We start from the raw sequence: 24,035 nt of genomic DNA on the forward strand, positions 1-24,035 counted from the left end.
ACCGGCCGCGAAGGAACCGGGGCCGGTTCGCCGCACGCGCTCCGGGGCTGGGTGCGCGACCGGCGGCGGCGGATGCGGTCCCTGCGCACCAAGCTCACCCTGGTGAATCTGCTGCTGTTGCTGCTCGGTGTCGCCGCCGCGATCGTCGTCAGTCTGATGACGATGCAGCACTATCTGCTGGAGCGGGTGGACGCCGAACTGCTCGCCAGCCGCACCGCGCTGGAGAAGACCGGGTTCACGCAGAGCGAGATCGACTCGATCCAGGCCATCGCCACGCTCGTCGACCATGTCGGTTCTCCCAGGAAACCGGAGCCGAGCGGTCTGCCCCGCTCGCACACGGTCCTGATCGCCGTCGACGCGCAGAACCGGCCGATCCCCTTCGCCCGGCTCGAACCCACCGCCCGCCAGCGGAACCTCGCCCATGCCGTCCGCGATCCCGCCGCCCTCGCCGCGTCGCGCACGGTGCGGAATGTGACGGTGGACGGCGAACCGTACCGCGTCGCGGGGAGCCGTCTCGACGACGGCACCATCATCCTGACGGCCACCGGCACCGGTGCCGTGCACTCCGGGATCAGGCAGGCGCTGAAGCTCGACATCGCCTTCGGGGCCTTTCTGCTGGCACTCCTCGCCGTGATCACCACGATGGGGACCAGGCATCTGGTGCAACCCCTCGAAGGCATGGTGGAGACGGCGTCCGCGATCGCGGAGGGCGATCTGACCCGGCGGGTACCGGCCGGACGGCATCCGGTCAACGAGATCGAACAGCTGAGGGTCGCCCTCAACTCCATGCTCCACCAGGTCGAATCGGCCTTCGAGACCCGGGAGCGCAGCGCGGCGCAGCTCCGCCGCTTCGTCGCGGACGCCTCGCACGAGCTGCGGACCCCGCTGTCCGCGATCCGGGGCTATCTCCAGCTGTACGACCGGGGCATGCTGCGCCGGCCCGCCGACCGGGCACGCGCGCTGGCCCGGATGAACACGGAGGCCGACCGGATGGGCCGGCTCGTCGAGGAACTGCTGACCCTGGCCCGTCTCGACCGGCAGCCCGAGGTGCGGATGGGCTCCGTGGATGTGAGCCGGCTGGTACGGGACGCGGCACACGATCTGGTGTCCCAGCAGCCGGACCGTCCCGTCACGGTACGGGCCGAGGGGGCGGCGACCGTACGGGGTGACGAGTCGGGCCTCGGCAAGGTCGTCGGCAATCTGCTGTCCAATGTCCGCGTGCACACACCCGCCGGTGCGCCCGTCCTGGTGGAGGTGGTCCGCGAACCGGACGCCACGGTACGGCTGCTGGTCTCGGACCAGGGTCCCGGCATGGCTCCCGAGGACGCGGACCGTATCTTCGACCGTTTCTTCCGGGCCGGCTCCGGCGGCGGCAGCGGTCTCGGGATGGCGATCGTCCACGCCGTGATCGCGGCCCACGACGGCGAGGTCACGGTCCGCACGGCCCCCGGCAAGGGGCTGACGGTGACCGTGACGCTCCCGCCCCCGTGAGCGCGTGACACCGCCCGCGGGAGCAGACAGGCGCACGGGTCGGCTACGCCTGGCGGGACGCCAGTTGGACGACGGTGATGTCGGACGCCGCGCCGACCCGTACGGGCGGGCCCCAGGCGCCCGCGCCCCTGGTCACGTACAGCTGGGTGTCGCCGTAGCGTTCGAGCCCGGCGACGGTGGGGTTGGCCAGTTCGGCGAGGTAGTTGCCCGGCCAGAGCTGGCCGCCGTGGGTGTGGCCGGAGAGCTGGAGGTCGACACCGTGCTTCACCGCGTCGTGGATGACGACGGGCTGGTGGGCGAGCAGCACGGACGCGCGGGCGCGGTCCCGGTCGCCGAGTGCCTTCTCGAAGTCGGGGCCCTTGCCCTCGCTCTCGCCCTCGACGTCGTCGACCCCGGCGAGGTCGAAGCCGCCCGGGATCTCGACGCGCTGGTTCTCCAGCGGTCTGAGCCCCAGCTCCCGCACATGGTCGAGCCACTGCTCGGCCCCGGAGAAGTACTCGTGGTTCCCGGTCACGAAGAACGCCCCTTGGCGGGCCTCCAGCTGTGCGAGGGGCACGGCCGCGGATCCGAGGTCGGCCACATCGCCGTCGACCATGTCCCCGACGACGGCGACCAGATCGGGCCGGGTGGAGTTGATGGTGTCCACGATGCGCTGGGTGTGGGCCCGTCCCAGGATCGGCCCGAGGTGGATGTCGCTGACCACGGCGATCCGGAAACCGTGGGCCGCGCGGGGCAGCTTGGCGAGCGGTACGGTGACCCGCTTGACGCGGGGCCCGCGCAGTACGCCGTACGTCCCGTAACCGACGGTCGCGAGCGCGGCGGCGGCGGCTCCCCCGCCGACGACGCGTGAGACGAAGAGCCGCCGCGAGACCGCGGGAGCCGGTGACTTGGCATCGGCCGGGGCGGACCCCGGGGCGGGGGACGGGGCCTGGGACAGGGTCCGGGTCTCCGCCTGCGTCCCGGGCGCGTCCGGGGTGAGGGAGGGCGCGGGTGCGGTGGCCGCGTCACCCGCCGTGGCGGAACCGCGCGCCGGGGCGGGTCCGTTCGCCGTGAGGGGCGCCTCCGACGTCGCGGGCCGATCCGTCGTGTCCGCCGTGTTCATCGCGAGCGCGGTGGTGGTCTCGCGCCGCGCGGGGGCCGCCCGGGACGCGTCGGAGGAGGGGGAAGCCGCTGGAGAGGGTGTCCCCGGGGACGGATCGCCGGAGGCACCGGACGGCACCTCGGCACCGGCGGAACCCGCTCCGCTTCCCGGCGGGAGGCCGTCCCGCTCCCCCCGCTTCACCCGCCGCAGCCAGACCGCGCGGACGACCTCACCCGCCACCAGGAACAGGACCAGGTACAACAGCAGCGCCAGCCACAGATAGCCCGGCCAGGCCAGCACCCGCTCCAGCCAGAAGGGCACTCCGGAACGGGCCGACACCATGGCGGCGATCGACAGCAGCGGCAGGACCGTCAGCACCACGGCGCCGGTGCGCCGTGCCGTGCGGTTCGTCGTGGTGTCGCGGACGAGCCGCCGCCAGACATACCAGTGCGCCCCGGCGAGCAGCGAGATCACCGCGACCACCACGAGCAGGACGACCACGATCACAGGCTGCTCCCCTATCCTTCGCGTGCTCCGCGGGCGTCAGATGCCCACGCGATAGCTAACGCGCCGGATGTGGTCCTTGTGCCCGAGGTGATCGAAGAAGTTACGACTCGGCCGTCTCCGCTGCTCCGCGCCGCAAGGCCCGCAGACCACGGAACCCGATGACGCCGACCGCCGTCCCCAGAAGAAAGGACGCGATGGCGAGCACGAGATGCACCCAGAAGTATCCGGTCGGGTCACCCGCGTCGTCGAACGCGAGCCCGCTGCCGTCCTTCCAGAGGTTCGACCACTAGCGTACCGAGACCCACCCGCAAGCCCACCGCAGGCCCGTTCGATACTGCCAGGGCACGAGCACCCCACCCCGAAGGACCCCCGATGAAGCTCAGCCGCCGCGTCTCCTGGTTCCTGCTCGCGTTCGGCGTCTGGTCTTGGGTGATCTGGGTGACCTTCGCGAAGAACCTGTTCAAGGACGCCAGCGGACTCGCCTTCGACGACGCGGGAAACCCGACGGCGTACCTGTGGGTCCATCTGGCACTCGCTGTCACATCGTTCATCCTAGGGACGGCCGTGGGCGTGATCGGCTTCCGGGGTGTCCGCGCGGGCAAGAAGTAAAGCCCCGCCCGTGCGCCACGGGGGAGGCGCACAGACGGGGCGGACTTTCGGATCAGCCGGCTACGGGAACGGGCCGATCGGGAGTGTCCAGCCACGCGGACTCCCCCTTCGCGGTCACGGTCAGACCGAACCGATCCGGGCCGGGGCGGTCATGCAGCACCCACCAGGCATGGGCAGCTTCCACTTCGTTCCAGAGCCGACGCGGGCCGTGCTGCCACACCGTCCACCGGTCGTCCGACTCCCCGTCCCAGTCGACGGCAGCCCACGACATGGCGTCGGTCGTCGCGACCCACAGTCGGGACGCCACCCCGTCCACGTCGGGGTTGTCGTGCCACGTCCACCACGCGTCGCGGAGCTGTAGCCCCATGGCGAACTGAGCTGCGAGATCGTCACCGGTCACCCGCCACGGCGGAAGGCTTGTGGTCGACTGGTCGGGCTGGTGGTCATCGCGCACGACGTCCCGGAAGATCCGTAGGTCGGTCCGCTGGTTCCGCATGAGCATGAACGCGGAGTGCGGCGCGAACGGTCCCGACGCGCTTCCGCTGTCGTCCACTGTCATGCGGAGCAGCCCGTAGCAGACCCACGGACTTTCCCACGGGGTGAGGATGACGCCCCCGGGCTTCACCTGGTCGACCCACGGACGCGGGACGGACCGTACGGAGCACGTCGCCACGAGCCGGTCATACGGCGCGTTGTCCGTGTACCCCTCGGCCCCATCCCCCGTCACCACGGCAGCGGTGACGCCCTCTTTTCGCAGACATTCCCCGGCTTCCCTCGCCAACGCGGGGTCCACTTCCACGGTCGTCACGTTCTCCGGGCCGGCGACATGGGCCAGGAGACCCGCGTTCCACCCGGTTCCGGTGCCGATCTCCAGGACCCTGTGTCCCTCGTGCACGTCGAGCATGTGCAGCATCCGGAACACGATGCTCGGGGCGCTCGCGGACGATGACGCCCACCGCTCGCCGTCGTCGGGGTCCTCGCCGTCGTTGATCTGCGTCACGACGGAATCGTTGGCGTAGACCGCGCGAAGCCACGTTTCCGGGGCGTCCGCCCGGTTGCACGGCTCCAGGCCCTCACCCAGAAAGATGCGGTCGGGGACGAACGCGGATCGGGGAACATTCCATGCCGCACGCTCCCACTCGGGCGTCACCGGCGCGTCCATGTCGTCGTTCACCGCGCCGAGCAGACCGCGCAGGGCGATTCGCTCGGACTCGGCGAATTTCGGTGTCGTCACCTGCGTCAGTCTTCCTTCTTGTGCTTCGGCGGGTCCTTCGGCTTGGCAGTGTCGGACGACGGCTTGGACGTGCCCGGGTCCTTCCCCCCGGAGTGCTGCCCGTTGCCTCCGCTGCCGCCCTTACCCGTTCCCCATCCCATGGCATTCCCTCTCTTGGTTACGTACGGATCTCGGGAACCCGCCCGGTGGGCTCAAGTGCCCACAGGGGCCCTACCGGACGGGTGTGGTGCACCCGAGCGCACCGGCCTGAATCGCGGAAGTGTGCTCGGGGAGTCTTCGGGCCTACTCGTCCCCGCCGGCGAACTTCGGCGGCGTGGCGCCCGACGGGAAGTACACGACCCCGGATCGGGGATCTTGAGCCCCGCCGCACTCCGTCCACCAGCCCTCGGGAGAGTCCGCGTACGGGCTGTCAGGGCTGTCAGGGCTGTCAGGGCTGTCGAGGAGACTCACCAGCTCCGGGGCCGGTAACGGTCGCACAGGACGCCTCTGGAGCCGCGCAGGGTCATCAGACACTCCGGTACGGCTTGGCGCACTTGCTGTGCCGGTAGACCACGGCGGGCGGTCCCGACTGCCGTTCCACCGATCCCCGGCGGCAGGCCTCAAGCACCCCGATCGCCTGGTTGCACTCGGGGCAGGTCACCCCCTCGGGCGCGTACGTCGCGTACTCGTCCCTGCGAGCGTCCGTGTCTCTGGTCGTACTCGCCATCGCTGGTATCCCCTCACGTGGTCCGACGACGACCAAGCTAGGGAGAGAGGAACCCCAACTCCCATGCGATTGCATGAGGTTGCACGCGAGTTATCCGAGAGCATCCAGCGCCGAGGTGATCAACGCACGAGCGGCGGCCCCGTAGACAGCCAGCGCCGCCAGTTCCGCAAACGTCTCGGCGTACATGGCCACCTCACTGGGCTGCGTGATCGTGAGGTAACCGGAGACCAATTCGACGTTGACTTGGGCCGTGTCGTAGATCCAGAACCCCTCAGCCGGCCAGCGCTCCCTATCAGGCTGCATGGGCACAACTCCCAAGCTGACATTGGGAAGTGAGGCAACCGAGATCAGGTGACCAAGCTGCCCGGACATGACCTCGGGGCCGCCGATTCCGGCCCGCAACACGGACTCTTCAACGAGGAACGCAAACCGCCGGTCGCCTTCGTACAGCACTCGCTGACGTTCCATGCGAGCGGCTACGGCGTCGGCCACATCGTCCACCAGGCCGCGCCGTCGCTGGATCGCTTGGAGCGCTGCCGTGGTGTACGGCTGCGTCTGGATCATGCCGGGCACGAGCCACGACGAGTAGGACCGGAAACGGCGGGTCCGTTGATACAGCGGCAAGCGCGCTTCCTGCGCCTGTTTGAGTCCGGCCCTCTCCATACGGCGCCAGTTGACCCACATGCCCTCTGCGGTCCGCAGCGAGGCAATCAGGTCCTCGGTCTGGTCCTCGGCACCGCATGCCTGACACCAGGCCCGAATGTCGTCAGCGGACGGGGGTGTCTTGGCGTTCATGATCCGGGACGACTTGGACCGGCTCCACCCGCAGCGCTCGGCTAGGTCGAGACCGGTCAACCCGGCATCCCGGCAGAGATCCGCGAGACGTTTCGCGAGAGCCTGCCGGGCCTGCTGGGCACTGGAAGATGCAGAGACAGCCATGGGTACGTGATCAGGCGGGCCGGTACTCCGCGTGAGGAATCGCGCGCTCCCACGCTGCCTCGTACGCGCTGACGTACTGCGCCGCCAATGCCGGGTCGTGCAGGACTTCCATGCGCGGACCGGTCCACTGGCCATCGCCGCTGAAATGGTGGAGGATCACGGTTTCCTCATCCATGACCCACCCGTCCAGTGCGGGGAGCAGCAGATCACGCGCCCGCGAGCGCGGCAGCCAACGGACGTCCTCGCCGGCTGCGACGTTCGTGAAGGTGCCGTCGTACTCGTACCGGACGTAGTCGCTCAGCGGCTCCGAGACCACACGCAGACGGCGCATGTCGACACCACGCCCGGTCGTCTCGGACACCACGTCCAGCCACGACCGCCACCACGACTCGCGGTCTGCCGGGTCGTACCGGTGCCCTTCCTGCCAACGGATGAACTCCGGGTCATCCCGCATGTAGCTGTCCCGCATCTCAAGGTGCATCGCCGAGCGCTGCGCCTTCGCGAGACATTCACGTACCGCTGTTGCCACCGTTGCCCTCACTGTCCGGACGGGGAATGAACTGGAGCATGTTCGCAGGGAGCCGGATCACGGTCTCGTGCTCCGGCACGTCCGTCGAGTGACCCGGCACCGAGCCGACTTCCTGCGCCTGCCGGATCGTCTCCGCGTCAGCCTTCCATGACTGGATGACGAGGTCACCGGTCGTCTCGTCCAGCCAGATCGTAGGCGAGCCGTCATCAGGGGTGTTGGGCCAAATCCCCAGGAACTGTAGGGCCATTGGGCACTCTCCTAGCGAGTCGGTTGCACAGACGTGCACGAGCCTCACCCCTACGGCTGGCAGGCGCAAGAGGGCAGGTCCAGACGCCAACGAAGCCCGGGTAGGAAGAGTTGCGCCGATGAGCCATGCGCTGTCAGGGGTGGACCCTACGCTCAGAGACATGGACGCCTCATCGACCATCGCGCTCGTCGCCCTAGTGATCTCCGTCCCCACTGCACTGACGACATTCATTTACAGCCACAGACAGACAGCGACGGCAGCCAAAGCCAACGCGCTCACGGAAAAATCGCAGCGCGAACAAGCAGATCCGTACGTGATCGCCGATATCCGACCCAGGGTGCCAGGGTCCTCACTCATGGTCTTCTCTATTGAGAACATCGGCCCAACGCTGGCGCGCGACGTGCAGATCGCGATCGATCCGCCCTTGAGAACCACCCGGGGCGAGGAACGAGATGCCGCCATAAATCGCGCAATCACAAGAAAAATTCCGACGCTTCCACCTAAGCGGACTCTCCTTTTCAACCTTGACGCTGGCTTCAAGTTCTTCGACTCCGACCTTCCTCTGCTTTATACCGTGACGGTCGACTCATTCGGCCCGTTCGGCAAGGTAGAGACCTTGACTTACATCATCGACCTAGAGGTCCAACGCAGCACCGGGCTCGATAGAGAGTCCTTGGAGTGGAGCACTCACGTCATGGCCGAGCAGGCAAAAAAGTCAACAAAGGCTCAGGAGAAGCAAGCGGGCGCATTGAGCTTCCTTGCGGAACAAATTGGAAACGAGCTGGAGTTGAGAAGGGTGGTAGACACTGAACCACCCAGCCTTGACCCACCGCCGGAGCAATAAACGTCTTCGAGGGCGGCACTAAGGCCCACCGAAACGCCCCAATGAGCCATGCGAGTTTTTTGCCTCCCGCCCGCTCTGGAACCTGATGGATCGGGAGCACCCCCCCTGGTCAGAACGGCGGACGCTCGGACGCCTCACGCCGTGAACGTGCTTCGGCAGCGAATCCGCCAGGTTGATTGCGTGCTGTCTCGCGGTTATGGCATTTCGAGCAGAGCGGCCGAAGATGCTTCCACGCGTCCGGGTTCGCCTCACCGCGTGATATCAACTCGCGTCGGCTGAGCGGGAAATGGTCAGCCACATTCGCGGACTGGCCACAGAGCACGCACCACGGATTGGCATACAGGTAAGCGCGTCGAGTGTGCTGCCACTGCGTGGTGTACACAGTGCCACCACGTGAGGCACGGTCCTTATTCGCCTGCCGCTGGTGTGCCTTGCAGCGGCCCCCTGCCGTCAGCTCGGGACACCCGGGTATCGGGCAGGGGGTACGGGGCTTACGCGGCATGGGGGGTATCCGGCGGGATAACCGGAGGGTCGATGACGGACCCGTCCGGGAGGCGGGGTGTGAGATCCAGGGCCGTAAGCCGGCGAGGGTCGCCCGGATCGCGCATGTACTGAATCCAGCGTGGCATGACGGTCCCGCCTTCAGGGTTCCCCCTCGGCGAGTCGGACCACATGGGGCGGCCCTCGGCATCGCGCGGGAAGTACAGGTAATCCCCATTCGGTCCGGGGTCGAGTGCGTCAGTCGCCATGGTCAGTCCGTTCCCGAAATGTAGGTGTCGCGCTTGTCGGTCAGTTCCTGGTCGAACTCTGCGCCGAGTTCGGCAGCCTTTCGGTCAGCGTGCGACACCATGTCTTCCAACAGCCTTGCGTCATACCAGCGCTGTTCGGGAACGGTCTGCACCACGCCCAATGCGGTCTGTGCGCGCTGCGCCTCGGTCAGTACGTGCCCGCGCTTGTGGCGGGCTGCCCGGTATTCGACGTATGCCGCGAACCAGGGCTCTGCGGAAAGAGCAGCGAGGAAGGTTTCTCGCGCGGTGTCACCGGAGTTAGTCACATCCTCGGCGCGCTCGCGCCACGTCTCGACAACCTCACGGTTGTACTCTGCGGCTCGTTCCGCACGCCGCGCCAATTCCGCCTCCTGCGCTGCCCGCAACTGTGCTTCGGCGTCCGCAAGCGGGGCGGATGCCTTCTCTGCCTGCGCCCGCAGCTTTGCGACTCGCTCGGCTGCCTTCTGAATGTCGGTCGTCATAATCAGTTGCTCCCCTTCGTCACGTCGCGGCCGTGCTCGGCAGCAATCCTCTTGTCGTTCTCGTAGTAGCCAAGGCTCATCCGTACGGAAGTTCCCAGCGTCTCGAATACCTCGGGGCGAGAGTCGCGCAGTTCGGCGAGCGCTTCCATGCGCTCATCTCGCTTGAATGCGTCGGCGCGAATCCGTCCCTTATCCCGCTTTCCGTCCAGGAACTCGGCGCGGTCGAGAAATTCATTCATCATTGCTTCCTTGCTGCGCGTTAGGGCATGAAAAAGCCCCTGCGTGCATCACGTCAGGGGAGAAACAGAGTTCAGGTCATTGCCTGATGTATTGAAGGTCAGCTCTGCGCAGGAATACCTTCCGGGGCGTTGATCAGCGCTCGCGCAGCCATCTGCGTGGCCTGGTATATGTCCGTGCGGCAGTCCGCCGAGCAGTAGAGCGGGCGACGCCCCCGCCCGACGTAGTGCAGTTCGTTCGAGCAGTTCGGGTGTGCGCAGATGCCGGAACCCGTATCCTCGGCGCGCTGCCGCGCGTCGGCCACGAGGGCGAGCGTTGTACGTGCGGCGGCCTGGTCGCCGTTCAGTGCGTCCCGTGCGGCGCCCTCAGCGCGTCGCAGCAGCGCGCAGACCTCGATGTGTCGTGTGGTGTCCATCGCGCCTCTCAGACGGGTTTCAGGCGCCGCGACGGGCCCTGAACGTGGTTCGTGTGGACGGAAGTTGCCCGCATGTTCCGGGGCCGGTGACCCCCGAGACTGGGCCGCTTCCTGGTTCACGGATAGTAGGGACCAAGGGTTGTCCGCAAAACTATTCAGGTCAGACGAATCGGACACCAAGTGTGATGCAGGCAACATTTCAATGTGTCGGAATCCTCGGCAGCCACCGTCGAGTGGACGGAGGGCAGCGAAGGGGTGTTGAGGGTGACGACAGAGACCCCCTGCTCTCTTCTCTCTAGGTTTTTCTTGGCTTCCCCAAAAACAGTCGAAGTTCGACACCCCCAACACCTTTTCGCCCCTCGCTGTTGAGCGGCCCCACCATGGCTCCGCCCGCTGGTCGGCTAACTGCGGGCACAGCGAAGCCCCGGCGTTCCGCGAAGGACTGCCGGGGCTGTGGGGAGGCGTCAGAGGGCGGACAGCGCCTCTTCGTCGTCCTCGTGGTCCTCATCCGACTCAAGGCGACGCCAGTTCAGCGTCACCCGGTCCTCGACCGCGATGTACTTCCGGGTCTCAGGGTCCCGGCCAGGGCCGACGGAGACGCCCTCAAGGAAGAGGTCGAGGAACTCGCGGCGCTTGAACACGTCCCACCCAGCCCACGGGGAACCAGGGCCCAGCGGGTTCTCTCCCGGTTCGTGCCATTCCGACGGAACCCGGATCGCTGCGGAGGTCACTTCGCTCAGTTCTTCCAACTTCGCCGTGCACTGGTCCTCGAAGCTCCGGTACTGCGTCATCGTCGCCCGCCACATGGCGAGTTCGTCGCGCCCTCGGTAGAGCCCCGCCTTGCGGTCGGCCTGGAGTTCGGCGATGGAGTTCCGGACGTGCTCAAGGTGCGCTTCCGTCTCGCGCCGCTCCTCCTGGACTCCGGACAGGTCACGCTGTAGCGCGAATCGGAGTGCCGCCTCCGCGAGCCATTCCCTGTCCTCTTCGTCGTCGATGTCCGCAGCGTGGAGCCGTGCCCAGACACAGCCCGCCACGTAGCCGTCGAGCTGGTCGCGTTTGATGCTCAGGCCGCCGTGGCCCTTGGGATTGGCGCACATGTAGTAGTCCTGCCCGCCGTTGTTCTTGCTCTGACCCATGGAGCCCGAGCAGATCCCGCAGGTCGTGAAGCGCCAGCCGCTCAGGAGGGTGGGCGTGGCCTCCCCGCCGGGCTGCCTGTTGGCCTTCGTGCGCTTGCTTCGCCGCTCCTGGAGTTCCAACCACCTGGCCCCCTCGATGACTCCCCGGTGGGGCGTCATCGGTACCCCTGCCTCGTTCCTGGCGATCACGTTCACGTACGCCTTGCCCCGCTTCACTCGTTCACTGGCGAAGCCTCCGATGGCCGGGTGGGAGAGGATCCAGCGCACCGTCTGAGGACGCCACCGGATGGGGCTGTCATCCTTCGACACACGCCGCTTCTTGATGGACTGCATCCGCTTGTCGGTGGCCCGTCGTTCGGCCTCACCGGGCGCCGGTACTTCCTCTGACGCCAGCGTCGTCGCGATCTTGTTGTCCGAGATCCCGGCCAGCGACATTTCCACCATGCGCTCGACGATCGCGACGTGCTCCGGGTTGTCCTCGTCCGGCTCAAGGACCGACACCACAAGGTTGCCGATCTTCTCTCGGACAGCGCGCATCGCGTACGGAGCTGAGCTGGAGTGCCGGCCGCCGACCGCCTTGATCTCGTCCTTGGCTCCGCGCAGGCGTTCCGCCTTGATGTCGCTGTCCTGCTTCGCGAGTGCCGCGATCAGCGCGAAGATCGCGACGCCGATCGGATTCGACGTGTCGAGGAACGGTTCGAGTACGGAAACGAAGCGAACGCCGTACTTCTTGAACTCCTTGTCGATGTCCAGCGCGTCATGCGCGCCCTTGCGGGTCAGCCGCGACAGCTCGTTGACCACCACCACGTCGACCTCACCCGCGCGCACGGCGGACATGAGGTCTTCGAAAGCCGGGCGGACCGCGTTGGGATCCCAACCGGACCTTCCGACGTCTTTGAAGGCGTGAACGACCTCCCACCCCCGGCTCGCCGCCAGCGCCTCACCGGCCGCGAGCTGTGCCTCTGGGGACGCCTCGGACGAGTCCGAGCGGGCCTTGCTCTGGCGCGCGTACACGGCGACTCGCACCGTGTCGAGTTGTTCGGATCCGACGACCGACACGAACGGGGTCAAGATCTCTCACCTGCTCTCTTCTGTTGTTGAAGCTCTACCAAGCTCTACCGGTTAGTTACCCATAGAAAGTGACCCAGATGACCCAGCTCCACAGCCCGAAGGCGAGCAGGAACAAGGACACGGGGCGGCTGAGCTTCATACCCCCAGTATCCTGCCCGCCCTCCGCCGGGACGTCCGGGGGTGGGCTGTCCCGGCGGCCTTCACGGCGAGTCATCAACCCGATAACCATATTTTCCCTGTCTCCGGGTACTTTTCCGTCCGTGTCTGTACTGAAGAAGACCGCGCTGACCGTCGCCGCCGCCTCCCTGCTGCCACTCCTCGTCGCCGCCCCCGCCTCCGCGACCGCCCACGACGACAAGGCCGCGAAGGAGCGCAGGTCCACGGCACCGAAGCAGCCGATCCCGCCGGCCACCATGTCCACCGTCGGGGGCACGCTGCTCGGGAAGCCGGGAACCCAGGTCCGGCTGGGCGCCAGCGCTCCCGTACTCCCCGGGGAACTGAGCGGACGGTCCTGGATCGTGGCCGACGCGGAGACCGGTGACGTCCTGGCCGCGCACAACTCGCACTGGCGGCTGCCCCCCGCCTCCACGCTCAAGATGCTCTTCGCGGACACCCTGCTCCCCAAGCTGCCCAAGAAGGCCGCCCACACGGTCACCGACGAGGATCTCGCGGAGGTCGGCTCGGGCAGCAGCCTCGTCGGCATCAAGGAGGACCACGCCTACACGGTCCACGACCTGTGGCTCGGAGTCTTCCTGCGCTCCGGCAACGACGCCGTCCACGTCCTGTCCGCGATGAACGGCGGCATCCCCCGGACCGTCGAGGACATGCAGGCGCACGCCGAGGAGCTCCAGGCACTGGACACCCGGGTCGTCTCCCCCGACGGTTACGACGCGGCCGGCCAGGTCTCGTCCGCGTACGACCTCACCCTGATCGCCCGCAGCGGTCTCCAGAAGAAGGACTTCCGCGAGTACTGCTCCACCGTCAGCGCCGAGTTCCCCGGCACGATGAAAAACGGTGTGCGCGACACGTTCGAGATCCAGAACACCAACCGGCTCCTCACCGGCGACGACGGGGTGCCGCTCTACAAGGGGATCGCGGGGGTGAAGAACGGCAGCACCACGCACGCGGGCGCGACCTTCACCGGTGTCGCCGAGCGGAACGGCAAAGTGCTCCTCGTCACGGTCATGAATCCGGACTCCGGCGAGGGCCAGGCCGTCTACAGGGAGGCCGCCCGCCTTCTCGACTGGGGTTTCGCGGCCTCCGGGAAGGTCACCCCGGTGGGCGAGCTGGTGGCGCCGAGGGGCGCCGAGCCGCCGGTGCCCGCCGGGGCCGAACCGGCCAAGAACGGCCCCCAGGCGCAGACGGTCGCCGCCGCCGGGGACGGCTCCTCGGGGGGTGTCGGCACGGCGCTCGCGATCTCGGGCGGTGTGCTGGTGGCCCTGGCCGGGGGCGTGTTCCTGGTCAACCGCCGCTGGCCGTCGGGGCGCGGCTGAGGCGGGAGGAAGCGGGAGAGGCCCACGCCGGGCCGGGGGTGCGAGGGGGCCTGCGGCCGACGCGGGCCCTCGCTCAGGCACCGGCCGACGCGGGCGGCGCCGGTGCGCGGGCCCTGGCTCACACGCGAGCCGACCGGACGCGGGCGGACTCAGGGGCGCGGGCCCCGGCTCATCACGCGAGCCGGTCGGACGCGGGCGGACTCAGAGGCGCGGGCCCCGGCTCTCACGCGAGCCGGTCGGACGCGCGGGGGCCCGGCGCAGGGCGTCCTGCCCGGCGCGGACCCCGCACGGGTTGTCGGCCGGGCGCGAGGGCCTGCCCGTGTACGCGCGGGCGGCGCCGGTCACCCGGTACGGCTCCCGCCGGTTCACCCGGCCCGTCGGGCGGAGGTTCCGCCGGAGGAGCCGCTGTTCTTCGTCTCCCCCTCACGCGCCGATTCCCCGTGGGACTTCCCGTCCTCGCCCGGTGTCCCGTCCCCGCCCGGTGTCCCGTCCCCGCCCGGTGTCCCGTCTTCGGTACGTGTCCCGCCCTCCTCACCTGCCCCGTCCTTGCTGCCCGTCGCCGTCCAGGCCGCGCAGAACAGCAGCAGCTTCGCCGTGAAGTTGATCCACAGCAACAGGGCGATCGGCACGCCGAAAGCCCCGTACACGCTCTTGCTCGCGACCCCGCTGAGATAGCCGCTGAGCAGCAGCTTGAGCAGTTCAAAGCCGACCGCGCCGATCAGCCCGGCCGTCAGCAGGCGGTGGCGCGGCGGATGCACACCGGGCAGCAGGGTCAGCAGATACAGCAGCATCAGGAAGTCGGCGACGACGGCGATGGCGATCGCCGCGATCCGCAGCAGTACGCCCCCGGCCCCGCCCTCGCCGAGGCCGAGCCGGTCGGCCGACCAGCCGACGGCGGTGGAGCCGAGTGCGGACGCGGCGAGCGAGGCCAGCACGACTCCGCCGAGGCCGAGCAGGACGGCACCGTCCTTCACCTTGCGGATGACGGGGTTGTCGTCGCCCTTGTCGTCGAGCCCCCACACCGCCCGCAGACAGTCCCGTATCGAGCCGACCCAGCCGATACCGGTGAGCAGCAGCAGCGCTCCGGCGACGACCCCGACCGTGCCGGCGTTGGCCACCAGGGAGTTGATGTCGAGCTGGTCCGAGATACCCGGCACCTGCTGGCTGAGCTTGTTCTCCAGCTCGGTGAGGCGGCCCTGGCTGAGCAGCGCGGCGGCGATGGCCGCCGCGACGGTGATCAGCGGGAACATCGCGAGGAAGCTGATGAAGGTGATCGCGGCGGCGAGCCGCGTCCAGTGGGCGCGCTCCAGGGTCTCGTACGAACGCCAGGCGTGCGTACGCATCAGCCGGGCCACCAGGGGCCCGATCACGGGGAGCCTGCTCAACCAGTCCATGGCGTACGCGTACCCTTCTGCCGTTCGGCCACCGGTGCGCTCACAGGTCGGCGACCGCCAGCCCGTACATCCCCGCCCACACCAGCCCGATGACGGCGAGCGCGCGGTCGCGCAGCACCACGTCCTCGGGGGCTCCGGCGGTGCCGCGGTCGGCGAAGACCGCGTACCGCAGCACCGCCAGGATGAACGCGATCATCGACAGCTGCCGCCAGGGCAGCAGCGCGGAGTCGGCGACTCCACCGCTCTCCAGGGCCCAGAGGCAGTACGCGAGCACCGCGACCCCGGCCGCGAGCTGCCACACGAAACGCAGATACCCGGTCGTGTACTCGTTGAGGAGCGCACGCGTCGCCCCCTTGTCGCCCTCCATCTGTACGGCCTCCGAGTACCGCTTGGCGGCGACCATGAACAGCGCGCCGAAGCCGGTGGTGATCAGGAACCAGCGCGAGAGCGGGATGCCGAGTGCGACCCCGCCGACCATCGCGCGCATCAGAAAGCCGGTCGTCACGACGGCCATGTCGACGACCAGGACGTGCTTCAGCCAGACACAGTAGGCCAGCTGCATGGAGAGATACGCGGTGATCAGCGCGCCCGTCATGGCGTTGCACAGGGTCACGGCGCCGGTGACGGCGAGGGCGGCGAGGATCGCGCCGGTGATGTAGGCGACCGGTACGGGCACGTCCCCGGCGGCGACGGGCCGGTGGCGCTTGACCGGATGGGCGCGGTCGGCGTCGGCGTCACGGGCGTCGTTGACCAGATAGACGGCCGCGGCGGCGGCGGTGAACAGCGCGAAAACGAGGGCCAGTTGACGGGCGGTGTACGGGGACGCCAGCTCCCCGGCCGCGGCGGGCGCGGCCATGACCAGGACGTTCTTGACCCACTGCCGGGGCCGGGCGGTCCTCAGCAGCCCCCTGGGCAGACTGAGGGCCCGGGGCGGCACGGGCTTTCCCGGCTGCCGTCCGGATCTCTCCGGCTCCGGCCGTTCGAGCAGTGCGGTGCGGTGCTCGGTCACCGCCCCCGCCCCCCGTCCCCGGCTGCCCACCGCGCCCCCAGCCGTGCGGCGATCCCTCCGAGCGCGACACCCGCGACGACGTCCGTCGGGTAGTGCACCCCCGCGACCAGCCGCGACACACACATCGCGGCGGCGACCGGCGGCACGAGATGCCGCCCGGCGGGCATGAGTGCTCCGAAGGCGACCACGGCCGCGGCGGCGGAGGTCGCGTGCGAGCTGGGAAAGGAGTGCGCACCGGCCGTGCGGACGAGGGGCGTACGGCTCCCGGCCCCGCTCCCGTCGGCGCGGGCGCCGTCCCGCCCGCCGGGCCGCTGCCCGCCGCCTCGTACCGTCGCGGAGATGTCCGCCGAACCGGACACGGGCCGGGTCGCAAAACCGGTCGTAAAGTCGGCCACCGAACCGGACACGGGTCCGGTCACCGCACCGATCACGAAGCCGGGTGGGGAACCCGTCAGGGATCCGGCCTCCGCCCCGGACGCGGAGCCGTCCCGGACCCCTGCCACCGAGCCGTCCCGGGACCCTGGCACGGAACCGTCCCCGCCCCCGGCCACCGAGCCGGACACCAAACCGACCCGGGACCCTGCCGCGAGCCCGGCCTCCGAACCCGCCGCCGGACCGGACACCGAGCCGACCCGGGACCCTGCCGCGAGCCCGGCCGCCGAACCCGCCGCCGGGCCGGACGCCGGAGCGGTCATGGGTCCGGCCCCGCGCCCCCCTGCGGCCGGCTCCGCCATCCCCGGCCGGGGACGGCGGACCACGCGCTTCACCGCCATGCTCGCCAGATGCGCGCCCGCGACCAGGGCCGTGGCCCGGAGCCAGGGGCCGCGCCTGGCGCGGTCGGCCGCGGCGCCCGTGAGCCCCGTAGCGAGCCAGAGCGCGCCGTGTTCTCCGGCGAAGGAGAGCGCGCGGGCCGCCGCCGCGATACCGGGCTGGTTTCCGCAGTCGCGCATCGCCGCCAGCAGCCGTCTGTCGGCCGCCGCGTACGGCGCGTGGTCGACGTATCTCATTCGCCACCCCTTCTCATGAGCCGGACGTGACTCTTCTGGGCGATCGGCCGACTTTCACGTCCTTCTTTGATGACACTCGTTTAATCACCCATTTCGGCGAGTCCGTGAGGCACTGCAAAAATGTGGGCATAAGCGGCGATACGGTCACGAGTATGGCTGCCGACACCCGCACCACACCCACCACCGACTTCGACGACTCGTTCGTGTCCGTCACCGGCTGGGGGCGTACCGCTCCGACGGTCGCGTATCTGATGCGGCCCCGAACCCACCAGGAAGCCGCCGCGGCGGTACGGGAGTGGGGCGCGCGCGGCGGGATCGCGCGGGGGCTCGGCCGGGCGTACGGGGACGCGGCGCAGAACGCGGGCGGCACGGTCCTCGACATGACCGCCCTCGACCGCGTCCACTCCATCGACGCGAGCGGCGGAACCGTCGTCTGTGACGCGGGGGTCAGCCTGCACCGGCTGATGGAAGTGCTGCTTCCGCTCGGCTGGTTCGTGCCCGTGACACCGGGCACCCGGCACGTCACCGTCGGCGGTGCGATCGGCGCCGACATCCACGGCAAGAACCACCACGTCAGCGGCTCCTTCTCACGCCATGTCAGCTCACTGGAGCTGCTGACCGCGGACGGCACCGTCCACACCGTCCTGCCGGGCACGGACCTGTTCGACGCGACCGCGGGCGGCATGGGCCTGACCGGGGTGATCCTCTCGGCGACCATCCGGCTGCACCGGGTCGAGACCTCGATGATGTCCGTGGACACGGAACGGGCCACCGACCTCGACGACGCGATGGCCAGACTCAGCGCCGGTGACCAGCGCCACCGCTACTCCGTCGCCTGGATCGATCTGCTGGCACGCGGGCGCGCGCTCGGCCGCTCGGTCATCACCCGGGGGGAGCACGCGCCCCTCGCCGCGCTGCCCGCGCGCGCCCGCCGGGCGCCCCTCACGTTCCGGCCGGGACAGTTGCCCGCCGCGCCCGCCTTCGTACCCGGGGGTCTGCTCACCCGTACCACGGTCGGGCTGTTCAACGAGTTCTGGTACCGCAGGGCCCCCCGCTCCCGGACGGGCGAACTCCAGCGGCTCTCCACGTTCTTCCACCCGCTGGACGGCGTCCCGCACTGGAACCGGATCTACGGCCGCGACGGCTTCGTGCAGTACCAGTTCGTGGTCGGCCACGGCCGGGAGGAGACGCTGCGCCGGGTCGTACGCCGGATCGCGCGCCGCGGCTGCCCCTCCTTCCTCGCGGTCCTCAAGCGGTTCGGCGCGGCTGACCCCGGATGGCTGTCCTTCCCGATGCCCGGCTGGACGCTGGCGCTGGACATCCCCGCCGGCCTTCCCGGCCTGGGCGCGTTCCTGGACGAGCTGGACGAGGAGGTCGCCGGCGCGGGCGGCCGGGTCTATCTCGCGAAGGACTCCCGGCTGCGGCCCGAACTGCTCGCGGAGATGTACCCCCGGCTCGCCGACTTCCGCGCGCTGCGGACCCGGCTCGACCCCCAGGGGGTCTTCACCTCCGACCTCTCCCGCCGGCTCGCGCTCTGAGCCACCCCGGCCCGTTCGCACCCTCCCGGCCCGTTCGCACCCCGCCCGGCCGTTCGCACCCCGCCCGGCCGTTCGCACCCCGCCCGGCAGGCATCGGCAGACCCACGCCCCGCTCCACCCCCACCTCCCCCTCCCCCAGGACCTCTCAAGGAGTCACCGGTCATGAAGGACGCCTTCGGCACCCCGCAGTCCCTGCTCGTCCTCGGTGGCACATCCGAGATCGGGCTCGCCGTCGCCCGCCGGCTGATCGCCCGCCGCACCCGTACGGTCTGGCTCGCGGGCCGCCCCTCCCCCGACCTCGAAGCCGCGGCCGAGGGGCTGCGCGCGCTCGGCGCCGACGTGCGTACGGTCGCCTTCGACGCGCTGGACCCCGCCCTCCACGAGGAGTCGCTGGGCAAGGTCTTCGCGGAGGGCGACATCGACATGGTGCTGCTCGCCTTCGGCCTGCTGGGGGACCAGGCCAACGACGAGGGCGACCCCCCGGCCGCCGTCCGGGTCGCGCAGACCAACTACACGGGAGCCGTCTCGGCGGGACTCGTATGCGCCGCCTCGCTCCAGAACCAGGGGCACGGCTCGCTGGTCGTGCTCTCCTCGGTCGCCGGGGAGCGCGCCCGGCGCACCAACTTCATCTACGGCTCCAGCAAGGCCGGTCTCGACGCCTTCGCCCAGGGACTCGGGGACGCGCTGCACGGAACGGGCGTGCACGTGATGGTCGTACGCCCCGGATTCGTCCGGACGAAGATGACGGCCGGCCTCCCCGACGCGCCGCTCGCCACCACGCCCGAGGCGGTCGCCCTCGCCGTGGAACAGGGGCTCCGGCGCAGGTCGGAGACGGTGTGGGTACCGGGTGCGATGCGTGTGGTGATGTCGGCGCTGCGTCATGTCCCGCGCCCGCTGTTCCGCAGGCTGCCGGTGTGACGCGTCCCCGGTGGGCGCCGCGGGCGGGCGTGATCAGTACGGGAGCCCGATCAGGCCCCAGCCCCGTGCCCCGGCCCGCGTGACCACCTCGCCCCACTCGCGCATGAGCGCGACGGCGTCGTCGAAGGTGTCGGGGCGGCCCGCCCAGCCGAGGGCCTCGGCGTCGAAGGGCTCGCGGAGTTCCGCCAGCCGCGGCGCCGCCAGTTCCCAGGCGCGGACGAGCTCCGGCACCTCGTCCGGCGCGCGGAGCAGAAGCACCCGGGGGCGCCACGGTGCGGGGTCGTCCGGGAAGCCGCCCGCAGGCGGCGGGTCGTCATCCGGGTCCGTCCCCGCGCCGCCGCCCGGACCGTCCCCCACCAGGCCGCCCAGGAAGCGGTCGAGGGCGTCCCGCAGGCCGGGCGCGGCCGCTGCCCTCATGTCGCCCCAGGCATTGGCCAGATGGACGTGCCAACCGTACGAACCGCTGGTCCCGAAGAACCGGTACTCGGCACACCACGACGACTGGCGCGGCCATACCCAGCCGCCCCGCACCGCGAGGCCGGCCTCCTCGCACGGGACACAGCAGAAGGACGGGTACACGGCATCGGTCAGCGCCTCCAGGCGCCCGGCCGCCGGTATCCGGGCCAGCCGCTCCCAGTCGGCCATGACCACGGTGATGTCCAGTCCCATCGGCGCAGGCTAACAACCGGGCGCGGATCCGAGGGCCGCGCGACCGGGGCTCCGCGCCCGACCGGCCGGACACGTCCTACGTGAAGGGCGCCGCCGCGGGCTCGTCGACCGGGGAGCCCTGCGACGGTACGCCTCCGATGCCGCCCCCGAAGGCGTACTCGTGCAGCTTGCGCCACACCCCGTCCGGGCCCTGCTCGTACAGCGCGAACGAGGCGCAGGTCCAGGCCGCCTCGAAAGCGGCCAGTTCCTCGTACGCCCGGTCCATCGCCTCCTCGGCGATGCCGTGCGCGACGGTCACGTGCGGGTGGTACGAGAACTGGAGCTCGCGCACCAGCGGCCCGGACGGCTCCCGCACCTGCTGCTGGAGCCGGGAGCAGGCCGCCGCGCCCTCGACGACCTGGACGAAGACGACGGGGGAGACCGGGCGGAACGTTCCGGTCCCGCAGAGCCTCATGGGGAACGGCCTGACCGCCATGGCCACCCCGGTCAGATGCTCCTCGATCCCGGGCATCGCCCCGGGGTCGACCTGGGTGGGCGGAAGGAGGGTGACATGGGTGGGAATGCCGTGCGCGGCAGGATCCCCGAAGCTCGCGCGCCGCTCCTGGAGCAGGCTGCCGTAGGGCTCCGGGACCGCGATCGAAACGCCGAGCGTTACGGTCCCCACGTCGTTCTCCTCAGTCGTCTCGCGGCTGTCCTGCCGGGCTGCTGTTCGGTCTGTCGTGCGATCTGTCGTACGGTCCGCCGCGCGTGGGCCGCGCGGCTGCCCGCCGAGGTCCGCCGAGTGTTCGCCGGCTGTCCGCCGGTCGAGCCCTCGGGCGGGCTCTCGGGTCGTGCGTGCTCGTGCTCTCTGGTCGTCCTGTCCGTCGTCCAGCCGCCAGTGTGGCGGCTGGACGACGGATGTGGCCAGAGGCGTTGGACACACTGGCCCGCGACCATCCGGCCCTGCTAGGTGCTCCGCCGCAGCTCAGGCCGGTGCCGGACCCTGAATCCCCGCACGCTTCAGGGTCCGGACCGGTGGGTGTCGCGGGGGGCCGGGTGGCTGGATTCAGTGCTTGGCGGGCAGGAATCCGACTCTGTCGAACGCCGTGGCGAGCGTCTCCGCGGCCACGGAACGCGCCTTCTCCGCGCCCTTGGCGAGGATCGAGTCCAGCGTCTCGGGGTCGTCGAGGTACGCCTGCGTACGGCTGCGGAACGGCGTGACGAACTCCACCATCACCTCGGCGAGGTCCGTCTTCAGCGCGCCGTACATCCTGCCCTCGTACTCCTTCTCCAGCTCGGCGACCGTCCGGCCGGTGAGGGTGGAGTAGATGGTGAGCAGATTGCTGACACCGGGCTTCTCGACGGGGTCGAAGCGGATCACCGTGTCGGTGTCGGTGACCGCGCTCTTGACCTTCTTCGCGGTCGCCCGGGGCTCGTCGAGCAGATTGATCAGGCCCTTGGGGGTGGACGCCGACTTGCTCATCTTGCTCGTCGGGTCCTGGAGGTCGTAGATCTTCGCGACCTCCTTGACGATGTACGGCGCCGGGAGGGTGAAGGTCTCGCCGAAGCGGGTGTTGAAGCGCTCCGCGAGATCGCGGGTCAGCTCGATGTGCTGGCGCTGGTCCTCGCCCACCGGGACGGCGTCCGCCTGGTACAGCAGGATGTCCGCGACCTGGAGGATCGGGTAGGTGAACAGCCCGACCGTGGCCCGGTCGGCGCCCTGCCTGGCCGACTTGTCCTTGAACTGCGTCATCCGGGACGCCTCGCCGAAGCCGGTGAGGCAGTTCATGATCCAGCCGAGCTGCGCGTGCTCGGGCACATGGCTCTGGATGAACAGGGTGCAGCGATCGGGGTCCAGCCCGGCCGCGAGGAGCTGGGCGGCGGCGAGCCGGGTGTTGGCGCGCAGCTCGGCGGGGTCCTGCGGAACGGTGATCGCGTGCAGGTCGACGACCATGTAGAAGGCGTCGTGGGTCTCTTGCAGCGCCACGTACTGACGGATCGCTCCGAGGTAGTTCCCGAGGTGGAACGAGCCTGCGGTGGGCTGGATACCGGACAGAGCGCGGGGTCGGAGTGCGGCCATGGTTCTCATTCTCTCAGGTGTGGAACCGATGTCCGGCCGCCGGTGTATCAAAGGTGTGAGCACGCGGGAGGGGACCCTGGAGGGGGGCCGCAGCGTCGTCGACGAGCAGGCTGTGATCGCTCGGGTGCGCGCCGGAGAGCCGGAGGCGTACGCGGAGCTGGTGCGCGCCCATACGCAGGTCGCGCTGAAGGCGGCGGTCGCGTTCGGCGCGGGGGCGGACGCGGAGGACGTGGTGCAGAGCGCGTTCCTCAAGGCGTATCAGGCCCTGGGCCGGTTCCGGGAGGGCGCCGAATTCCGGCCCTGGCTGCTGCGGATCGTGGTCAATGAGACGAGGAACACCGTGCGCTCGGCCGGGAGGCTGAGAGCGCTGGCGGGCCGGGAGGCACTGCTGCTCGGCCCGGAGCCGCTGATACCGGAATCGGCGGATCCGGCGGTGGCCGCCGTCCGGGAGGAGCGGCGGGAGCAGCTGATAGCGGCACTGGACGAGCTGAGCGAGGAGCAGCGCCAGGTCGTGGCCTACCGCTATCTGCTGGAGATGGACGAGGCGGAGACGGCGGAGGCGCTGGGCTGGCCGAGGGGGACGGTGAAGTCCCGGCTGAGCAGGGCGCTGGCGAAACTGGGGCGGTCGATAGGGGCGACGGGAGGTGAGGAGCATGAGTGAGGACTTCGGCGCCGCCGCCGGTGGAGACGGGGGCAGGAGCAGGAACGGGGACGGGAGCAGGGGCAGGGACGGGGGCAGGGGCAGGGACGGGGGCAGGGGCAGGGACGGGGGCAGCGGGCGGGACCGCGAGACACCGGCCCCCGACACCCTGGCCGAGGAGCTGCGGGCGATCGGGCGCGGGATGAAGGTCCCGGATGTCGACGGCGAGACGATGGCGGAGCGCGTGCTCGCCCAGCTCCTCGCCGATGCGGTTCCGGTGCCGCCTCCCGGTCGCGCCGAGCGGCTGCGCGGCTGGGCGCGCCGGAGATGGCGCGCCCTGACGATGCTCCTGTCCGGGGTGCTGGTGGTGCTGGCGCTCACTCCCCCGGTGCGGGCGGCGGTGGTGGACTGGTTCGACTTCGGCGGTGTCGAGGTGCGGTACGACCCGTCCGCGACCCCGGCTCCGGGCGCTCCCGTCCCCGGCTGCCCGGCGCCGGTCACCCTGGCGGAGGCCGAGCGCCGGGCGGGCTTCCGCGCGCTGGTCCCGGAGAAGCTCGGCCCTCCGGACGCGGTCTCGGTCGCGGAGAGGCCGGGTGACCGCGCGATGCTGACCCTGTGCTGGGGCGGCCCCGACCGGACGGTCCGGCTGGACCAGTTCCCGGCGCGGCTGGACTTCGGCGTCGCCAAGCTGAGCGCTCACCGCCCCGATTGGGTCTCCATGGCCGGAGGCACGGGCCTGTGGTTCCGCAGCCCCCACCTCCTCCGTTTCGCGCTGCTCGACGACCGGACCGGCACCTGGACGGAGTCCGGACGGACCGCGGGCCCCACCCTGCTGTGGCTCACCTCCGACGAACGCACCACGCTCCGTCTGGAGGGCGTCGACGCGCTGCCCGACGCCCGGGAAGTCGCCGAATCGACCCCGTGAGGCACCGCTCCGGCCGGTCGTCCGCGCCGCGCCGGGTCTCCGTGGCCCCGCCCTGAAATCGGTGGGCGCGGAGTGGGAACGGGATCGC

At 70.0% G+C, this 24,035-nt stretch carries 23 protein-coding genes and 2 pseudogenes; 8 read left to right on the forward strand and 17 right to left on the reverse strand.

What is annotated here, in order from left to right; genetic code table 11:
- Positions 1 to 72: 72 nt before the first annotated feature.
- A complete protein-coding gene (locus ACFYT4_RS11275; protein WP_389267371.1) occupies positions 73 to 1,491 on the forward strand; it encodes a sensor histidine kinase in 1,419 nt (472 codons plus the stop codon).
- A 43-nt stretch (positions 1,492 to 1,534) separates the two neighbouring features.
- On the opposite strand, the gene ACFYT4_RS11280 is transcribed toward ACFYT4_RS11275, so the two are convergent.
- Both ACFYT4_RS11280 and ACFYT4_RS11285 read right to left on the reverse strand, forming a co-directional pair.
- Complete coding sequence (locus ACFYT4_RS11280) at positions 1,535 to 3,079, reverse strand: metallophosphoesterase (protein ID WP_389267297.1); 1,545 nt, start codon at positions 3,077 to 3,079, stop codon at positions 1,535 to 1,537.
- Positions 3,080 to 3,179: 100 nt separating this feature from the next.
- Positions 3,180 to 3,359: pseudogene (locus ACFYT4_RS11285) on the reverse strand (SCO4848 family membrane protein); the annotation flags it as partial.
- Positions 3,360 to 3,451: 92 nt separating this feature from the next.
- On the opposite strand from ACFYT4_RS11285, the gene ACFYT4_RS11290 reads away from it, so the two are divergent.
- Positions 3,452 to 3,688, forward strand: coding sequence for an SCO4848 family membrane protein (locus tag ACFYT4_RS11290; RefSeq protein WP_389267298.1), 237 nt, complete (start codon positions 3,452 to 3,454; stop codon positions 3,686 to 3,688).
- A gap of 52 nt (positions 3,689 to 3,740) precedes the next feature.
- On the opposite strand, the gene ACFYT4_RS11295 is transcribed toward ACFYT4_RS11290, so the two are convergent.
- The 5 genes from ACFYT4_RS11295 to ACFYT4_RS11315 all read right to left on the reverse strand — a co-directional run bounded on the left by ACFYT4_RS11295 (position 3,741) and on the right by ACFYT4_RS11315 (position 7,343).
- Positions 3,741 to 4,922 (reverse strand): methyltransferase domain-containing protein, encoded by a 1,182-nt coding sequence (locus ACFYT4_RS11295; RefSeq protein ID WP_389267299.1) that lies wholly within the window; start codon positions 4,920 to 4,922, stop codon positions 3,741 to 3,743.
- A gap of 505 nt (positions 4,923 to 5,427) precedes the next feature.
- Positions 5,428 to 5,628: a hypothetical protein gene (locus ACFYT4_RS11300; protein ID WP_389267300.1), complete on the reverse strand. Its 201-nt coding sequence runs from the start codon at positions 5,626 to 5,628 to the stop codon at positions 5,428 to 5,430.
- A 90-nt stretch (positions 5,629 to 5,718) separates the two neighbouring features.
- On the reverse strand, positions 5,719 to 6,567 hold the full coding sequence (locus ACFYT4_RS11305) for a helix-turn-helix domain-containing protein (protein ID WP_389267301.1): 849 nt from the start codon (positions 6,565 to 6,567) through the stop codon (positions 5,719 to 5,721).
- A gap of 10 nt (positions 6,568 to 6,577) precedes the next feature.
- Positions 6,578 to 7,096, reverse strand: a complete 519-nt coding sequence (locus ACFYT4_RS11310) for a DUF6879 family protein (RefSeq protein WP_389267302.1) — start codon at positions 7,094 to 7,096, stop codon at positions 6,578 to 6,580.
- The gene (locus ACFYT4_RS11315) at positions 7,077 to 7,343 is read right to left on the reverse strand and encodes a hypothetical protein (RefSeq protein ID WP_389267303.1); all 267 of its coding nucleotides are present in this window, start codon (positions 7,341 to 7,343) and stop codon (positions 7,077 to 7,079) included. The genes ACFYT4_RS11310 and ACFYT4_RS11315 overlap by 20 nt, the downstream gene beginning before the upstream one ends.
- A gap of 160 nt (positions 7,344 to 7,503) precedes the next feature.
- Between ACFYT4_RS11315 and ACFYT4_RS11320 the strand changes: the two genes are divergently transcribed.
- Complete coding sequence (locus ACFYT4_RS11320; protein ID WP_389267304.1) at positions 7,504 to 8,187, forward strand: hypothetical protein; 684 nt, start codon at positions 7,504 to 7,506, stop codon at positions 8,185 to 8,187.
- A 751-nt stretch (positions 8,188 to 8,938) separates the two neighbouring features.
- Here ACFYT4_RS11320 and ACFYT4_RS11325 read toward each other — a convergent pair.
- The 4 genes from ACFYT4_RS11325 to ACFYT4_RS11340 form a co-directional block, all read right to left on the reverse strand.
- Entirely contained in the window at positions 8,939 to 9,436 is a 498-nt protein-coding gene (locus ACFYT4_RS11325; RefSeq protein ID WP_389267305.1) for a hypothetical protein, read from the reverse strand.
- Between the two features lie 2 nt (positions 9,437 to 9,438).
- Positions 9,439 to 9,678: a hypothetical protein gene (locus tag ACFYT4_RS11330; protein WP_389267306.1), complete on the reverse strand. Its 240-nt coding sequence runs from the start codon at positions 9,676 to 9,678 to the stop codon at positions 9,439 to 9,441.
- A gap of 95 nt (positions 9,679 to 9,773) precedes the next feature.
- Positions 9,774 to 10,088, reverse strand: coding sequence for a hypothetical protein (locus ACFYT4_RS11335; protein ID WP_389267307.1), 315 nt, complete (start codon positions 10,086 to 10,088; stop codon positions 9,774 to 9,776).
- A gap of 464 nt (positions 10,089 to 10,552) precedes the next feature.
- Complete coding sequence (locus tag ACFYT4_RS11340; protein WP_389267308.1) at positions 10,553 to 12,295, reverse strand: recombinase family protein; 1,743 nt, start codon at positions 12,293 to 12,295, stop codon at positions 10,553 to 10,555.
- A gap of 260 nt (positions 12,296 to 12,555) precedes the next feature.
- Between ACFYT4_RS11340 and ACFYT4_RS11345 the strand changes: the two genes are divergently transcribed.
- Positions 12,556 to 13,788 (forward strand): D-alanyl-D-alanine carboxypeptidase family protein, encoded by a 1,233-nt coding sequence (locus ACFYT4_RS11345; RefSeq protein ID WP_389267309.1) that lies wholly within the window; start codon positions 12,556 to 12,558, stop codon positions 13,786 to 13,788.
- Between the two features lie 365 nt (positions 13,789 to 14,153).
- Here ACFYT4_RS11345 and ACFYT4_RS11350 read toward each other — a convergent pair whose 3' ends face one another.
- The 3 genes and pseudogenes from ACFYT4_RS11350 to ACFYT4_RS11360 form a co-directional block, all read right to left on the reverse strand.
- Positions 14,154 to 15,182, reverse strand: coding sequence for a YihY/virulence factor BrkB family protein (locus ACFYT4_RS11350; protein WP_389267310.1), 1,029 nt, complete (start codon positions 15,180 to 15,182; stop codon positions 14,154 to 14,156).
- A 40-nt stretch (positions 15,183 to 15,222) separates the two neighbouring features.
- Positions 15,223 to 16,191 (reverse strand): decaprenyl-phosphate phosphoribosyltransferase, encoded by a 969-nt coding sequence (locus ACFYT4_RS11355; RefSeq protein WP_389267311.1) that lies wholly within the window; start codon positions 16,189 to 16,191, stop codon positions 15,223 to 15,225.
- A pseudogene (locus tag ACFYT4_RS11360) lies at positions 16,188 to 16,445 on the reverse strand (phosphatase PAP2 family protein); the annotation flags it as partial. The gene ACFYT4_RS11355 and the pseudogene ACFYT4_RS11360, both read right to left, overlap by 4 nt.
- A 905-nt stretch (positions 16,446 to 17,350) precedes the next feature.
- Between ACFYT4_RS11360 and ACFYT4_RS11365 the strand changes: the two are divergent.
- Positions 17,351 to 18,736: an FAD-binding protein gene (locus tag ACFYT4_RS11365; RefSeq protein ID WP_389267312.1), complete on the forward strand. Its 1,386-nt coding sequence runs from the start codon at positions 17,351 to 17,353 to the stop codon at positions 18,734 to 18,736.
- A gap of 162 nt (positions 18,737 to 18,898) precedes the next feature.
- Positions 18,899 to 19,654, forward strand: coding sequence for a decaprenylphospho-beta-D-erythro-pentofuranosid-2-ulose 2-reductase (locus ACFYT4_RS11370; RefSeq protein WP_389267314.1), 756 nt, complete (start codon positions 18,899 to 18,901; stop codon positions 19,652 to 19,654).
- A 33-nt stretch (positions 19,655 to 19,687) separates the two neighbouring features.
- Here the strand turns inward: ACFYT4_RS11370 and ACFYT4_RS11375 are convergent, their stop codons facing one another.
- From ACFYT4_RS11375 to trpS, 3 genes are all read right to left on the reverse strand, one after another.
- Entirely contained in the window at positions 19,688 to 20,323 is a 636-nt protein-coding gene (locus ACFYT4_RS11375; protein WP_389267315.1) for a hypothetical protein, read from the reverse strand.
- Between the two features lie 76 nt (positions 20,324 to 20,399).
- The gene (locus tag ACFYT4_RS11380; protein ID WP_389267316.1) at positions 20,400 to 20,987 is read right to left on the reverse strand and encodes a 2'-5' RNA ligase family protein; all 588 of its coding nucleotides are present in this window, start codon (positions 20,985 to 20,987) and stop codon (positions 20,400 to 20,402) included.
- Positions 20,988 to 21,368: 381 nt separating this feature from the next.
- Positions 21,369 to 22,382: a tryptophan--tRNA ligase gene (gene trpS, locus ACFYT4_RS11385; protein WP_389267317.1), complete on the reverse strand. Its 1,014-nt coding sequence runs from the start codon at positions 22,380 to 22,382 to the stop codon at positions 21,369 to 21,371.
- A gap of 28 nt (positions 22,383 to 22,410) precedes the next feature.
- Between trpS and ACFYT4_RS11390 the strand changes: the two genes are divergently transcribed.
- Together ACFYT4_RS11390 and ACFYT4_RS11395 are read left to right on the forward strand one after the other, a co-directional pair.
- On the forward strand, positions 22,411 to 23,043 hold the full coding sequence (locus tag ACFYT4_RS11390) for an RNA polymerase sigma factor (protein ID WP_389267318.1): 633 nt from the start codon (positions 22,411 to 22,413) through the stop codon (positions 23,041 to 23,043).
- The gene (locus ACFYT4_RS11395; protein ID WP_389267319.1) at positions 23,036 to 23,947 is read left to right on the forward strand and encodes a hypothetical protein; all 912 of its coding nucleotides are present in this window, start codon (positions 23,036 to 23,038) and stop codon (positions 23,945 to 23,947) included. The genes ACFYT4_RS11390 and ACFYT4_RS11395 overlap by 8 nt, the downstream gene beginning before the upstream one ends.
- The last annotated feature ends 88 nt before the right edge of the window (positions 23,948 to 24,035 follow it).

The sequence above is a fragment of the Streptomyces sp. NPDC004609 genome, assembly GCF_042873655.1.
Classification (GTDB): Bacteria; Actinomycetota; Actinomycetes; order Streptomycetales; family Streptomycetaceae; genus Streptomyces.

Coding starts and splice junctions, on each gene's coding strand:
- ACFYT4_RS11275 (WP_389267371.1), top strand. CDS start 73: ATGCGGTCCCTGCGCACCAAGCTCACCCTGGTGAATCTGCTGCTGTTG.
- ACFYT4_RS11290 (WP_389267298.1), top strand. CDS start 3,452: ATGAAGCTCAGCCGCCGCGTCTCCTGGTTCCTGCTCGCGTTCGGCGTC.
- ACFYT4_RS11300 (WP_389267300.1), bottom strand. CDS start 5,628: ATGGCGAGTACGACCAGAGACACGGACGCTCGCAGGGACGAGTACGCG.
- ACFYT4_RS11305 (WP_389267301.1), bottom strand. CDS start 6,567: ATGGCTGTCTCTGCATCTTCCAGTGCCCAGCAGGCCCGGCAGGCTCTC.
- ACFYT4_RS11315 (WP_389267303.1), bottom strand. CDS start 7,343: ATGGCCCTACAGTTCCTGGGGATTTGGCCCAACACCCCTGATGACGGC.
- ACFYT4_RS11320 (WP_389267304.1), top strand. CDS start 7,504: ATGGACGCCTCATCGACCATCGCGCTCGTCGCCCTAGTGATCTCCGTC.
- ACFYT4_RS11325 (WP_389267305.1), bottom strand. CDS start 9,436: ATGACGACCGACATTCAGAAGGCAGCCGAGCGAGTCGCAAAGCTGCGG.
- ACFYT4_RS11330 (WP_389267306.1), bottom strand. CDS start 9,678: ATGATGAATGAATTTCTCGACCGCGCCGAGTTCCTGGACGGAAAGCGG.
- ACFYT4_RS11335 (WP_389267307.1), bottom strand. CDS start 10,088: ATGGACACCACACGACACATCGAGGTCTGCGCGCTGCTGCGACGCGCT.
- ACFYT4_RS11350 (WP_389267310.1), bottom strand. CDS start 15,182: ATGGACTGGTTGAGCAGGCTCCCCGTGATCGGGCCCCTGGTGGCCCGG.
- ACFYT4_RS11365 (WP_389267312.1), top strand. CDS start 17,351: ATGGCTGCCGACACCCGCACCACACCCACCACCGACTTCGACGACTCG.
- ACFYT4_RS11370 (WP_389267314.1), top strand. CDS start 18,899: ATGAAGGACGCCTTCGGCACCCCGCAGTCCCTGCTCGTCCTCGGTGGC.
- ACFYT4_RS11375 (WP_389267315.1), bottom strand. CDS start 20,323: ATGGGACTGGACATCACCGTGGTCATGGCCGACTGGGAGCGGCTGGCC.
- trpS (WP_389267317.1), bottom strand. CDS start 22,382: ATGGCCGCACTCCGACCCCGCGCTCTGTCCGGTATCCAGCCCACCGCA.
- ACFYT4_RS11390 (WP_389267318.1), top strand. CDS start 22,411: ATGTCCGGCCGCCGGTGTATCAAAGGTGTGAGCACGCGGGAGGGGACC.
- ACFYT4_RS11395 (WP_389267319.1), top strand. CDS start 23,036: ATGAGTGAGGACTTCGGCGCCGCCGCCGGTGGAGACGGGGGCAGGAGC.